The sequence below is a fragment of the Oceanimonas sp. MB9 genome (assembly GCF_011319775.1).
Taxonomy (GTDB): domain Bacteria; phylum Pseudomonadota; class Gammaproteobacteria; order Enterobacterales; family Aeromonadaceae; genus Oceanimonas; species Oceanimonas doudoroffii.
The window spans coordinates 1,127,014-1,139,721 of the sequence record NZ_VFBE01000005.1; the positions used below are offsets into that span (position 1 = coordinate 1,127,014).

18 protein-coding genes are annotated in these 12,708 nt (G+C 49.2%); 16 read left to right on the forward strand and 2 right to left on the reverse strand.

Features of this window, described 5'->3' with window-relative positions; all coding sequences use genetic code 11:
• Positions 1-22: 22 nt before the first annotated feature.
• Positions 23-1,402 (reverse strand): hypothetical protein, encoded by a 1,380-nt coding sequence (locus OJHNALOF_RS08550; protein WP_206063590.1) that lies wholly within the window; start codon positions 1,400-1,402, stop codon positions 23-25.
• 68 nt (positions 1,403-1,470) lie between these two features.
• Here OJHNALOF_RS08550 and OJHNALOF_RS08555 point away from each other — a divergent pair, with 68 nt between their 5' ends.
• From OJHNALOF_RS08555 to OJHNALOF_RS08630, 16 genes are all read left to right on the forward strand, one after another.
• A complete protein-coding gene (locus OJHNALOF_RS08555; protein ID WP_025673713.1) occupies positions 1,471-1,701 on the forward strand; it encodes an AlpA family phage regulatory protein in 231 nt (76 codons plus the stop codon).
• Positions 1,702-1,705: 4 nt separating this feature from the next.
• On the forward strand, positions 1,706-2,560 hold the full coding sequence (locus tag OJHNALOF_RS08560) for a helicase RepA family protein (protein ID WP_025673712.1): 855 nt from the start codon (positions 1,706-1,708) through the stop codon (positions 2,558-2,560).
• The gene (repC, locus tag OJHNALOF_RS08565) at positions 2,550-3,458 is read left to right on the forward strand and encodes a replication protein C, IncQ-type (RefSeq protein ID WP_165661914.1); all 909 of its coding nucleotides are present in this window, start codon (positions 2,550-2,552) and stop codon (positions 3,456-3,458) included. The genes OJHNALOF_RS08560 and repC overlap by 11 nt, the downstream gene beginning before the upstream one ends.
• 1,144 nt (positions 3,459-4,602) lie before the next feature.
• Entirely contained in the window at positions 4,603-5,379 is a 777-nt protein-coding gene (gene trbJ / locus OJHNALOF_RS08570; protein WP_165661743.1) for a P-type conjugative transfer protein TrbJ, read from the forward strand.
• A 2-nt stretch (positions 5,380-5,381) separates the two neighbouring features.
• On the forward strand, positions 5,382-5,579 hold the full coding sequence (locus OJHNALOF_RS08575) for a hypothetical protein (protein WP_000790452.1): 198 nt from the start codon (positions 5,382-5,384) through the stop codon (positions 5,577-5,579).
• A 2-nt stretch (positions 5,580-5,581) separates the two neighbouring features.
• Positions 5,582-6,877: a P-type conjugative transfer protein TrbL gene (trbL, locus tag OJHNALOF_RS08580; protein ID WP_165661744.1), complete on the forward strand. Its 1,296-nt coding sequence runs from the start codon at positions 5,582-5,584 to the stop codon at positions 6,875-6,877.
• Between the two features lie 55 nt (positions 6,878-6,932).
• Positions 6,933-7,130 carry a conjugal transfer protein TrbL gene (locus OJHNALOF_RS08585; RefSeq protein WP_240919687.1) on the forward strand — a complete coding sequence of 66 codons (198 nt, stop codon included), beginning with the start codon at positions 6,933-6,935 and terminating at the stop codon, positions 7,128-7,130.
• A 20-nt stretch (positions 7,131-7,150) separates the two neighbouring features.
• Positions 7,151-7,405: a hypothetical protein gene (locus OJHNALOF_RS08590; RefSeq protein ID WP_027696797.1), complete on the forward strand. Its 255-nt coding sequence runs from the start codon at positions 7,151-7,153 to the stop codon at positions 7,403-7,405.
• 72 nt (positions 7,406-7,477) lie between these two features.
• A complete protein-coding gene (locus tag OJHNALOF_RS08595; protein WP_165661746.1) occupies positions 7,478-7,705 on the forward strand; it encodes a type I toxin-antitoxin system ptaRNA1 family toxin in 228 nt (75 codons plus the stop codon).
• An 11-nt stretch (positions 7,706-7,716) separates the two neighbouring features.
• Positions 7,717-8,085: a conjugal transfer transcriptional regulator TraJ gene (gene traJ / locus OJHNALOF_RS08600; RefSeq protein ID WP_165661915.1), complete on the forward strand. Its 369-nt coding sequence runs from the start codon at positions 7,717-7,719 to the stop codon at positions 8,083-8,085.
• A 131-nt stretch (positions 8,086-8,216) separates the two neighbouring features.
• Positions 8,217-8,408, forward strand: a complete 192-nt coding sequence (locus tag OJHNALOF_RS08605; protein ID WP_165661747.1) for a hypothetical protein — start codon at positions 8,217-8,219, stop codon at positions 8,406-8,408.
• A 52-nt stretch (positions 8,409-8,460) separates the two neighbouring features.
• On the forward strand, positions 8,461-9,693 hold the full coding sequence (locus OJHNALOF_RS08610) for a DNA methyltransferase (RefSeq protein ID WP_165661748.1): 1,233 nt from the start codon (positions 8,461-8,463) through the stop codon (positions 9,691-9,693).
• Positions 9,686-10,612 carry a Bpu10I family restriction endonuclease gene (locus OJHNALOF_RS08615; RefSeq protein WP_165661749.1) on the forward strand — a complete coding sequence of 309 codons (927 nt, stop codon included), beginning with the start codon at positions 9,686-9,688 and terminating at the stop codon, positions 10,610-10,612. The genes OJHNALOF_RS08610 and OJHNALOF_RS08615 overlap by 8 nt, the downstream gene beginning before the upstream one ends.
• Positions 10,613-10,680: 68 nt before the next feature.
• The gene (locus OJHNALOF_RS08620) at positions 10,681-10,881 is read left to right on the forward strand and encodes a hypothetical protein (protein WP_165661156.1); all 201 of its coding nucleotides are present in this window, start codon (positions 10,681-10,683) and stop codon (positions 10,879-10,881) included.
• 148 nt (positions 10,882-11,029) lie between these two features.
• Positions 11,030-11,275: a hypothetical protein gene (locus OJHNALOF_RS08625; RefSeq protein ID WP_165661750.1), complete on the forward strand. Its 246-nt coding sequence runs from the start codon at positions 11,030-11,032 to the stop codon at positions 11,273-11,275.
• A gap of 117 nt (positions 11,276-11,392) precedes the next feature.
• The gene (locus OJHNALOF_RS08630) at positions 11,393-11,593 is read left to right on the forward strand and encodes a type I toxin-antitoxin system ptaRNA1 family toxin (protein WP_165661916.1); all 201 of its coding nucleotides are present in this window, start codon (positions 11,393-11,395) and stop codon (positions 11,591-11,593) included.
• A 14-nt stretch (positions 11,594-11,607) separates the two neighbouring features.
• On the opposite strand, the gene OJHNALOF_RS08635 is transcribed toward OJHNALOF_RS08630, so the two are convergent.
• Positions 11,608-12,705 (reverse strand): SAVED domain-containing protein, encoded by a 1,098-nt coding sequence (locus tag OJHNALOF_RS08635; RefSeq protein ID WP_370462304.1) that lies wholly within the window; start codon positions 12,703-12,705, stop codon positions 11,608-11,610.
• Positions 12,706-12,708 lie beyond the last annotated feature (3 nt).

Below are 12,708 nucleotides of genomic sequence, written 5' to 3' on the forward strand. Positions count from 1 at the left end.
ATATAATTGTATCTATGTGTTTCTATCTTTTTAATTTAAAATCATCGGGAACTTTCGATAACGCTTTAGACACTGCCTGGCGCGTCATTGGCTGCTGCTTGGCATTTAGTATTCGTTTCCCTATCTCCTCCTGGTTAAAGCCGTTTCGCTTTAGTACCAACATTTTTTTCTTCGTATCCGATAGCTTAGAATTCACCATTCTGCGGGCGATATTGCGTAATTCGGATTTGTCTGCTGGTTGCAGAGTTAGACGCAACATTAATTGGAAGAAGTAGCTGTCAATCAACTCATCGCCTGACATAGCGTGAGGCTTGGACCGATTCGCACACTGGTGGGTCAGTCGTGTGAGTTCGATATTAAATTGTGTTTGAGAGCGTTTTGCCTGCCTATAAGTAGGGTTCCACTCACCATTCACCAACTTGGGTCTATGCTCTTCGCAGTACTTGTGGCTGAGCTCAAGTTTCTTACGATCCTCTAATTCAACGTCATTGATATGCTGACCTGCCACCGTCGTCATGAATGCCGCGAACTCTGTCTTGTTTCCGCATAATTCGCAAAAATCGTGTTTACGTTGTTCGTTTAAGTTGACGCCTTTTGTAGAGAATGATCTTTTGGGGCGCTTGCAAGCACATTCCCAAACCAGCCCAGTCAAGGATTCGAGAGTCGCTATGAAGTGCTCGTCCGTCGTGGTCTTCTGTTCTACTGTCTTGATGAACTGGCGCAGTAACTGGCGTTGCATTCGTTCCATGGCCTCAAGTCCTACCATTCGAATGATCGCGCTGAATCCTAGTCCAGTACCGGCTCCAGGAACATAACCAGCGTAGCTTCCTGGAAGGGTATCCATGTAGGTTGCCAGGGCAGGATCGATGACTTCCTCTATCAAGCGCACGATCGGGTAGCGTCTTGAGGACGCAGAGTAAGGATGCCAGCGTTCTTCAAACCGTTGGATAGCTTCTGTGACTATTGGGGCACAGCTCTCCCAGATGACGATTGTCCTTTTGGGGCGCTTGCACGCACAATCCCTAATCAGTCCGGTCAAGGATTCGAGAGTCGCTGTGAAGCACTCGTCCATCGGACTCTTCTGCTCCACTGTCTTAATGAACTGACGTAGTAATTGGCGTTGCATTCGTACCATGGCCTCAAGTCCTACCATTCGAATGATCGCGCTGAACCCTACTCCAGTACCTGCTCCAGGAACATGACCTGCGTAGCTCTCTGGAAGAGTATCCATGTAAGCAGCCAAGGCAGGATCGATGACTTCCTCTATCAATCGAACTATCGAAGATGCAGAGTAAGGATGCCAGCGTTCTTCAAAACGCTGGATAGCTTTCGTGACGATTGGATCACAGCCTTCCCAGATGACGATGTTCGACTCATTTTTCATGTCAACCATTTTAGCCAATTAATAGCCTTAATCAAGTGGAATTGCTGGGCACTATAGAGCTTTCATAAGTAAGTGGAGGCACAAGTATGCAAACAATGGCAAACAAGACGCTGATCAATCGAAAAGTGCTCTTGGAGATGATTCCTCTCTCCTCACGGACAATTTACAACTTGGAGAAGCGAGGTGAGTTCCCTCGTCGAATTGCACTTACCAGCAGAAACGTCGCGTGGGACCTGTCGGAAGTAGAGCAGTGGATTGAGGAGCGTAAGTCTTCAGGAATCCAGGCTACTCGGCCTGGCAACACGATAGGGGCCTAACAGTATGGCCCTTGATCTTATGGCGGCCTTTTCGGAAGCGCCGCTGCCTCTTGATTATGTTTTACCTAACATGGTTTCCGGCACTGTGGGGGCCTTGGTTTCACCAGGTGGTGCCGGAAAATCCATGCTGGCCTTACAGCTTGCCACGCAGATCGCTGGAGGCCCGGACTTGCTGGAGGTCGGAGAATTTCCTGTTGGGCAAGTTATCTATCTTCCCGCAGAAGATCCTCCAGCTGCTATCCATCACCGATTACATGCGCTTGGAGCACATCTCACTGCCGAGCAGCGGCAAGCCGTTGCTGAAGGCTTGCTGATTGAGCCGCTGATAGGAAGGTGCCCCAACATCATGTGTCTCGATTGGTTCGATGGCCTTAAGCGAGCGGCTGCGGGCCGCCGCCTGATGATCCTGGACACCTTACGTCGTTTCCACATCGAAGATGAAAACGTTAGCGGTCCAATGGCGCAAGTGATCGGACGTATGGAGGCCATTGCCGCCGATACGGGGTGCTCTATCGTATTTTTGCACCATGCCAGTAAGAGCGCCGCCATGATTGGTGCGGGTGACCAGCAACAGGCCAGCCGTGGGTCGTCTGTTCTGGTCGATAACATTCGCTGGCAATCGTATCTGTCTGGCATGACGCAAACCGAGGCTGAGGAATGGGGTGTTGATGATAGTCAGCGTGGGTACTTCGTCCGCTATGGCGTGAGCAAGGCGAATTATGGCTCTCCTTTCGCAGAGCGTTGGTTCCGGCGTCACGAGGGCGGTGTGCTGAAACCTGCCGTGCTGGAGCGGCAGCGCGTAGCCAATGGTGTGTTGCCATTCAAGAAATCTAAGGGGAGGTCACGTGATGAGCTTTGATTTTACCCATGTTCGACATGATCCAGCTCACTGCCTGGCTCCTGGCTTGTTCCGTAGTCTGAAGCGTGGAGAGCGCAAGCGGCTCAAGCTGGACGTAACCTATACCCATGGCGAGGATTCGATACGTTTCTGGGGGCCGGAGCCTCTAGGTGTTGATGATCTTCGTATCTTACAAGGGCTTGTGGCTATGGCCGCAATTTCTGGTGATGGGGGACGCGGGATTGTGCTGCGAAATGAAACAGAATCAGAAGTTGGGCAGCAATTGCGTCTCTTGTTAGACCTGAAGTGGGACGCGGTTGAGAAGGATGCAATGGTTGCCAAGGGCAGCTTCCGACAATTGGCCCGAGAACTTGGTTATGCCGACGATGGAGGCAGCCAGTTCAAAACTATCCGCGATAGCATCGAGCGCCTATGGGCAGTATCGGTCATTGTGGAGCGTAACGGGCAGCGTCAGGGGTTCCGCATACTGTCCGATTACGTCAGCGACGACCGGGAGGGTAAACTGTTTGTCAGCCTTAATCCTCGATTAGCAGAGGCTGTAATGGGAGAGCGTCCACATACTCGGCTCGACATGACTGAGGTTCGGATGCTACAGACCGATCCTGCTCGATTAATACATCAGCGATTATCGGGCTGGATTGATGCCGGTAAATCTGGGCGGGTAGAACTGGATACTCTTTGCAACTACGTTTGGCCGGACGAAACGAAGAACCCCAACACCTTGAAAAAGCGCCGTCAGACGGCCCGGAAAGCGTTGACTGAACTTATTTCAGTGGGTTGGACTGTACATGAATACGCCAAGGGGAAATGGGAAATTAGGCGGCCAGGGGCCAACCAGGCCACCCCCCGGCGCGACAGCACCCATCCCCGGCATAATAGTACCCGTGCCCCGGCATAACAGTATCCCATCCCCGGCATAACAGTACCCGCTACAATCGCGCAAACGCTTGCAGGGCAAGGCTTTCCGGCCTGTTTTGGAAATCGATCCAAGATATTCCAAAGAATATCCATCATGCGCGGCATAGCCCGCGCCTGAATGGCGCGTTCATACCTTGCCAACTCAATCGGCCTTTGGCCGATGTTTTAACGCCAAGAGGGTGGCCGATTCTGCTTACTCGTCAAGGGCTTTCACCTTTTATTGGCGTTCAATCCGTCCGAAGGACGACCAAAGCCGCCTTACAAGCCCCAGGAGCGTCGTTCAGAGGCTAACTAGGGGTTTGGGTGGGGGGGCTGGAGCGCCTCTCTGGGCGGTTCAGAAAGCCGTAATCCATACATCAAGATGAATAGCCACTTCAGGCGGTAGTAGGCTGGAAATGCGTGCGGTTTGTAGGTTGTAGTAGCACCATACAACATACTACAACACTACATTTCCTATCTGCACTGACGTTGTGCCGAAAAACTGTCCGAAGCTGGGTGCTAGTGGCTCGACACGCGCAGGGTGTTAATAGCGATCCCTCCTGACCGCATGACCCAATCGATATCAATCTGAAACCGTCAAAGAAAAAGCTGGCGAGAGCGTCTAGTGGGTTAGAAAACCCATGAAATACAGCGCTCTACACTCGATGAGTTGCTAGCACTTGTACGTTTCATTGACACTTGAGGGGCGCTATCCCTCCTAAATTGGTAAAGCTGTGTATTTCTGTGTTTGTTTGCTGTGTAAACTCCCGCGTTAGCGTAGTAATTGCCTGATATTACGTGCTTATTTCGTGCTTCTGTTCTAGCAAGAGGGTGCACAAGCGATTTTATATGGTTTGCACTAAAGAACAGATTTTCGCGGCAACACTTTCCTTGGCGTAAACAACGCTGAAAGGCGGGCAAGATAGGTGAAGTAGGCCCACCGACAAGTCGGCGGTTCCTATTTCACTCCCCTTTATTCGCACCGGAGGTGCTCAACGGGAATCTTGCTCTTCGAGGCTACCGGCTGCCGCCGTAGGAGTTATTGGCTTAAATTCTTCATGTCAACTTTTATGTCCAATTATTGAGCTTATACGTTATGTATTGAAAGGCACGATAAAGCATTCATTGGTAATGGAGATCAACGTATGCAAAAAGTTAAAAGAAAAAATTTAGCCGCTAAAATTGCTCTGGCCGTCGTTATGACGACCTGCACTTTGCAGCCCGTCTACGCCGGTATTCCAGTAGTTGATGGCACCAATCTGACGCAAAACATCATGTCTGCTTTGGAAGCGGTCGCGCAGACGGCCAAGCAGATTCAGGAATACCAAACCCAACTCCAGCAGTACGAAAACCAACTGCAAAACACGATGGCCCCGGCGGCCCATATTTGGGACCAGGCGCAGCGCACCATCAACGATCTGAACCAGGCGACCAACACGCTCGCCTATTACCAGAACCAGCTTGGCAGCCTCGATGCGTACCTGGGCAAGTTCCAGGACGTGGCCTATTACCGCAGCTCGCCTTGTTTCTCGTCGGCGGGGTGCAGCGATGCCGAACGGGCCGCGATGGCCGAGAACCGCCGCCTGGCGTCCGAATCGCAGAAGAAGGCCAACGACGCGCTGTTTAAGGGTCTGGAGCAGCAGCAAGACAACTTGCAGGCTGACGCCCGACAGCTCCAGCGTCTGCAATCTGCCGCCCAGGGCGCAGACGGCCAACTGGCCGCCATTGGCTACGCCAATCAGCTCGCCAGCAACCAGGCCAACCAGCTCCTGCAAATCCGTAGCCTGCTGATTGCTCAGCAAAATGCCGTTGGCACGCAAATGCAGGCCGACGCCGACCGCGAAGCTCAATATCAAGCGTCCCGTGAAAGGTTGTTCGATATGGGCGAGCCAACCGACCGCTCAGAAAACAGGGGGTTTTAATCATGAAGAATATCACCCGAGTTTTTATCGTTAGCGCGTTGGCCTCTTTCGTTCTGGTGGGGTGCGGTGAAGATGATGGGCCAAAGCCTGCAACGATCAACTGTGACAACCCAAACCTGACGAAAGAGCAGAGGGAAGAAGGGAACTGTCTTTGGGATATGGGCGAACCCACGGATCGCTCCAAGAACAAGGGGTTCTAATCATGAGCAAGATATTCATTCGACTTGTGATGCTCCTGGCAGTTTTACTGACTTCGCAAACGGCGTCAGCGGCCATTGAGCCTAATGGTGTCTTGGATGAAGTGGCCGTGCGTTTCATGACGGCCAGTGCTACTTGGGGCACGGTAATTACAAACTATGCCGCCTGGCTGTTCTGGACGCTGGGCACAATATCCCTTGTTTGGACTGGCGGGACCTTAATCCTTAAACAAGCGGATATAAGGGAGTTCTTTGCCGAGTTCGTGCGCTTCATCCTGACGTTTGGTTTCTTTCTCTGGTTGCTCAGGAACGGCCCAGACTTTGCGACGTCAATCATCGACTCATTGAGAACGATCGGTGCCCAAGCCGGTGGCCTTCCGAGAGACCTAACCCCGTCAGAGCCTATCAGTATTGCGTTCGACATTATTGTGAAAGCTGGTAAGTCATACAGCATCACAAGCCCGATAGATAACTTGTCTATCTTCTTAATCACGCTGGCAATTTTGGCATGTATGGCGGTAGTGGCGGCCAATGTGTTGTTGGCCTTGGTGACGGCTTGGATATTGATCTATGCCGGTGTCTTCGTGCTGGGGTTTGGTGGTTCGCGTTGGACTTCAGATATAGCAATCAACTACTTCAAAAGCGTATTAGGCGTTGCTTTGAAGTTGATGACAATGACGTTGCTCATTGGCATTGCCATGTCGATCATGGACGGTTTCTATGCCGATCTGTCCAATGATGCCCCTATGCGTGAACTGCTGGTGATCTTTGTCGTTTCACTGGTTCTCGTGATGCTCATTCACTCGGTTCCCAATGTGGTCGCCAGCCTGGTTCCTGGAGGCGGTGCGGCGGCAGGTGCTGGCAGTATCAGTGCCGGAGCGATGGCTGGAGCGGCTGTTGCCACTGGCGGTATGGCTGCCGGTGCAGCAATGGCTACCGCTGGCGGTGCGTCTGCTATTCAGGCTGCATTTGCAAAAGCAGGTGAGAACGTAGCGAACAATACTGACGTTATGTCGAGCCTGGGCGGAGCATTTAGCGGTGGCGGCGACTCTGATGAAGCTGGCTCATTTTCCCAAGCGTCCGGCCAATCTTCTAGCGGTGGCGAATCCTCTGGCGGCGGCTTTAAAGGCAGCGCTGTAAAAGCTGGTCGTATTGCAGCGGATACCGGTGCAAATTTGATGAAGGGTATGGGTGATATGGCCGGGGATCGGATTGGCCGAACTGCTGGAGGTCGTCTAGCCAGCTCGATCCGAAACAGTACGAAAGATAACTGGGATGACGACGACAAGGAGGGCGACTGACGACGCTTCCCCTGCATTTGACAACGATAGCTTAGGCGGTGGCGGCACTGGCTGGATGAATCAAACCGGCGGCTTTGATGGCCTATCCAGTGAGGACCAGGAAGAAGCCCGCCAAGCACACGCAGAATGGCAAGAGCGCGACCCGGAAAAGCACACCCTCGACGTTGAGGATTACGTTTCGTATGCCCAGGAACGTCAGCAGGAACGAAATAGTGAGATTGCCAGCTTTGTTAAAAAAGGCCGCATGGCCTAACTAGATAAGGATTACTGATTATGGAGTTTAACTTTCCACCCCAAAACCTTGCGGAGGTATTTGGTTTCTTCGCAGTGATGTTCATTGTGATGCTGGCCTTCTATTTTTTGGGCCAGTGGCTGCACAACACCGGACACGGCCCGAAGATGAAAGCCATTGCCGACAAAATGGAGGTATTCCAAAACAGGTTGGCCGGGCGTGCTTACAAGGACATGACGCGATCAGTCGATCAAATCGACAAAATGAGACGCTGGCCGTTTGGCCGACGCAAGTAGTTAGAAAGCACACGGGCCGGTGATGGTGCACCGGCCCGCATTTCCACATACCACCTGTCAGAGAGGTGACACATGACAACCACACATAATATCGAAGCTCAGCAAGCAATTCATCAGGCAGCGACCAAGCTGGCCGCCCTGGAGTTCATCGACCAGGAAACCGCTCGGCAGATTTCGCCTGTCGCGGAGGCAGTCGCCAATATGTTCACGATCCTGTACTACCAGGCTGAAACTGGTCGAGCGACGCCAGAGGACTTCCAGGAGGCGTTGGACACTATCCGCCAGGTAACAAGGAGGTAAGGCAAAAGATGATGAACGATAAGGCAAAACAAATAACGAGGAAGAGCAGTACACCTATCAAGGTGTACTGCTTACCCGAGGAAAAGGAACATATCGAGGCGCAAGCAGAGCGAGCAGGTATGAGCGCTGCGCGTTATCTGCGTGAGGTTGGTCAGGGCTACAAGATCAAGGGTGTGGTCGATTGTGAGCAGGTCCGGGAGTTGGCTCGAATCAACGGCGATCTTGGCCGTTTGGGTGGCCTATTGAAGCTATGGCTTACCGATGACGTGCGAACTGCCCAGTTCGGTCAGTCAACGATCCTTGCTGTTCTCAGCAAGATCGAAGCGACGCAGGAGGAAATGGGTAAGGTCATGACCAAGGTCGTTATGCCGAGGTCTTAGCTGTAAGGACTAAGAGCGTATCGCTTAGGTTCTCTGCTGTCTCTGTTGTAGCGGTTAGCGCCCTAAACGTGCCTTTCATTCATTACACTGTTAGTGCATAATGCGTGCATTGTAGTGCTGGAGAGTATAGGATGGCGCAGACAAATTTCACTTGCCGTGTTGATGCGGAGCTTAAAGAAGCCTTTCTTCGGGCCGCCAAGGCTAATGATCGGCCGGCGTCAGTTTTAATCCGTGATTTTATGCGTGACTATGTGCAGCGTTCAGTACAAGGGCTGCAGTCTAGTTTGCCTTTTGATCGCTTGGAAGATCGTCATGAGAGTTAAAAACACTTCTGGAAGCATGAAAAGAGTAAGTTTTCTCAGGAGAATGATGTAGATGGAAAATATCCTGATTCAAGATTTTGATGCTGCCCAGGCGCTTAGCTATTCGGCATTTTCTGGTCGTGTTCAGCAGAGCGATGACCAGCATCACCTTGATATCGTAGAAAAAGAGCGTACTAGTGCACTGCCTTGGCGAGGACAATTTAGTCCACAGTTAATTGAGTATCTTCTTGCAAAGCACTGTAAGAAAGGTGACCGTATTCTTGACCCATTCTGTGGGAGTGGAACTGTTCTACGTGAGGCTGCTAGGGGCGAGTTTAGTGCTTTGGGAATGGATGTTAACCCAGCCGCAGTATGTCTAGCTAAAGTAAGTGAATTGGCCGGAATGAAGCCTGATTTTCGTTGGCCATTGGTTGAACGCATACGGCAATTTAGCAGGGACTTGCAGTTGTCCTCTGATGAGCAAGGAATCATTGAAGTTGGTAAAGCTGCTGAACTATTTTTCAGCTTACAGTTAGATGCTCAGGAGAAAATTGCATTAGAGGGAGTTCTTCTCTTTTTGTTTTCTAACGCTAAATCTATCGCTGTAAACAAGGTGGAAAAAGGAGTTGACCGTTATTTGTCTGTTGCTTTCGACACGAATAACTCTCAGTGCAAAATTGAAGCTAGAGTTGGGGACGCTAGAGCTATTAATGAAGCGGATAATACTTTTGATTATTTAGTGACTTCTCCTCCGTACATAAATGTTTTTAATTATCATCAGAACTACCGGCCAATTATCGAGGCTCTTGGACATACGCCGCTAACAGCCGCGAAGTCTGAAATAGGGGCCAATAGAAAATTCCGTCAAAATAGGTATATGACAGTAGTTCAATACTGTATGGATATTGCGCAGTTCTTTGTGGAGGCTGGTCGTGTCCTAAAAGATAACGCGAAAATAACTATAGTATTAGGCCGTGAGTCTAATGTTCGCTCTGTATCTTTTAAAAATAGTGAATTAATAAGTGCAATAGCTTGTGAGGGCATGGGGTATAAACTTACTGACTGGAATGAACGGAAATTCATGAATAGATTTGGAGAGTCCATTTATGAAGATGTTCTTACTATGGTCCCTCAAAAATATTCCCATGATAAAGCTGTGGAAATCGGGCGGGCAGTTGGTGCTCAAGCGTTAAGAAATGCATTGGAGTATTGTCCGGAAGAGAGGCGTGTGGAAATCTCAGATGCTATTGCATCAGCTAATAAAATTACCCCTTCGCCACTGATAGGAAGTGTTGTTAATGGTTAATGTTGTTCAAATTCGAGCGCATGGAGATAAGCTACATGCCTTAGCGAGAAACACTAAGCTTCCTGCTAGTGATCGACCGCGCGTAGAAGCACAAATACAAGCTTACGATTCTTGGGTTGCAAGCATGGATGCGCTTCAGAGCGAGGGAGATGAGTTGTTAGCAGAGTTAGTGGGGCTGCTTAATGAGTATAAAAAGTCTGTAGAGTTTGATCTTATCTTTTGCTCTGAAGAGAACTTTCTATACCGGCAAAAAGGTCAGTTAAAGCTAGACAATACTATTTTGGAGGAGTTTCTTCCACGTCTATTTGATGCACGATTAATCCTTGGCTTTGCAAGGCAAAATGGACTTGAGTGTGGACCAAGAGCCAGCTTCGCAGGTCTTTCTTTTGAAAGTCCATTGCTCTCTTTGTCTAACGGTGGTGTTTATATCAAGCGCAAAGATCAAGATTTCTCTGTCACTCGTCAGCACAAGTTGAGGATTACGACACCTTCAAATCCTGATGATGCCTTTGAGCAAGACTTCCACGTTTCTTATTTTGCTACAGAGATAAAGACCAACCTAGATAAGACGATGTTCCAAGAAGCTGCTGCAACGGCGGGGGAGCTTAAGCGGGTGTCATCGGGGTCAAAGTATGTGCTGCTTTGTGAATGGTTGGATATGACACCGATTAATACGAAGCTAACGGCGATGGATGAAGTTATTGTTCTTAGACGAGCTAAACGTTTAGGTTCAAATCAGCGTTCTGCCTTTTCTACAGCAGAAGGGAGGCATGAGAGGAGGGAGTGGTATAGTGACTTTTTGGATAGCCACCCGCTTAGTCTTGAAGGATTCAAGCGTTTAATTTGGCACCTCAACGAATGCTTTCCAGCGGTAGAGCATGACTCTGAAGATATTGTGTTGGAACGTGGGTATTTTTGATATTGCAAACCGCTAAATGGCGGGTGTGTCAGAGTCATGACGTAATGATGTGATTTTAGGAGAAGTTTGTGACGCTTAGTGTGGATAAGGCTTCTATCAACCTGGCGGAGCCGAAAGTTAGAAGGCTGACGCCCGAGGAGGTGGCTGAATTGCGCCAAGATATGGCTGAATCCTCTGCTTGGGCCAAAGCCGAACTAGAGCGTCGACGAGCAGGAAAAAATCAAAAAAAATCTGAGCATGGTATGGGTAATGGTATCGAGAGTAAGTGATTTTATAACCATCTGTTATTTAAGTATGTTTTCTTATTGTTGATGTTAGAGTGGGAGTAGGGCTAGCTATGAATAGCTAATCCGCTTTTTCAAAAAAATAAAATGCCAGTCAGTTTTCTGACTGGCATTTTTTATGGTTCCTCTGATTATGGAGTTTAACTTTCCACCTAAAAACCTTGCGGAGATATTTGGTTTCTTCGCTGTGATGTTCATTGTGATGCTTGCTTTGTATTTTTTGGGGCAGTGGCTGCACAACAGAGGATACAGCCCGAAGATGAAAGCCATTGCCGACAAAATGGGGGTATTCAAAAACAGGTTGGCCGGGCGTGCTTACAAGTACATGACGAGAGCGGTCGATCAAATCGACAAAATGAGACGCTGGCCGTTTGGCTGACACAAGTAGTTAGAAAGCACATGGGTCGGTGATGGCGCACCGGCCCGCATTTCCATATACCACCTGACAGAGAGGTGACACATGACAACCACACATAATATCGAAGTTCAGTAAGAAATTCACCAGGCCGCGACCGAGCTGGTTGCCTTGGAGTTCATCGACCAAGAAACCGCCCGGCAGGTTTCGCCCGTCGTGGAGGCGGTTGCCAATATGTTCACGATCCTTTACTACCAGGCTGAAACTGGTCGAGCGACGCCGGAGGATTTTCAAGCCGTAGATTACGAGAACCAATACCAAAAACGACTGGAGAGTATCTAGTTTATTGGTGGCGATTAACTCTTTATAATTTTATACGAGCTATCGGGACTATCATTGAACTCTAAACCCCAAGGGTATTTATTTTCCGAACTATGGACATACTCGTACACTACAAACGATGGGTGGTTTTTGGTAATTTGCTGCCCGACAGAGAAATTAAATGAAGCCTGCGCTGCACAATAAACGTGAACCCTCTTGACTCCATCTCGACTCAACCGATTGAGCAACTTGCGAAACTCAACAAGGAAGTCATTTAGCTTTGACAAACTAGACATGTTGTCATGGTGAATCTCAGGCATAGTAATGGTGACAAGGGATTTAGTAGGGGCGCAGGCTCTGGCTACGTTATCAACATCAAATGAGATGCTCATTAACAAAGCCACTTCATTTGAATTTTCTTGGTATTCATCGAAGCAAATTAAAGGTCTGTTGTCATCAAATCCTCTGTCTAGAGGGTGCCAAAGTCCAGCATTTCGCTCATAGTCCCACAGTACTACCTTGGTAGTGTTTCCAACTAAATAGCCAGCGTAGAAGCCAAATGAGACAGGAGGAGTACCGCCGTAGTGAACCACAGCTTTACTGTTGCCTGTTGCGTTGGAATGCGCTGTCAATGCGCTTTCAAGCAAAACGTGTGTATTGTTGATCGCATCTTCCGGCTTGGATAAAACCCCACCTTCGTAATATTTGGAGATGTCAATTTTATTGCTAGTTACCCTACCGTAGGCTTTGGTCACTGTAGAAGCAAAAGATGTGCTCAACGGTGGGTACAAGGCAATATGCTCTACTAGGATGTTATTAGCCTCCTTGCTATCCTTTATAAATATGATTGCATCAATAATTATCAGCACGATCCCTAATGCAGTGATACTCAACAAAACCGCAGTAATGTACAGAGGTAGGTCACTTTCTTGCACGGAAAATTTCAGCTGACTTCCATCAGGCGCAGCGTAAGTGAACTTGAATGCCGTAACGCCTATTAGCCCTATTACTCCGATACTGACTAGGGAGCGACCAGCTACCATCAGCTTGCTCTTCGGCCTTGTGCACCAGCGAACGTAGGCATCTATCCAACTCAAGAATTTGTACCATGTAAATTTAAGATGTTTCTTCACTTT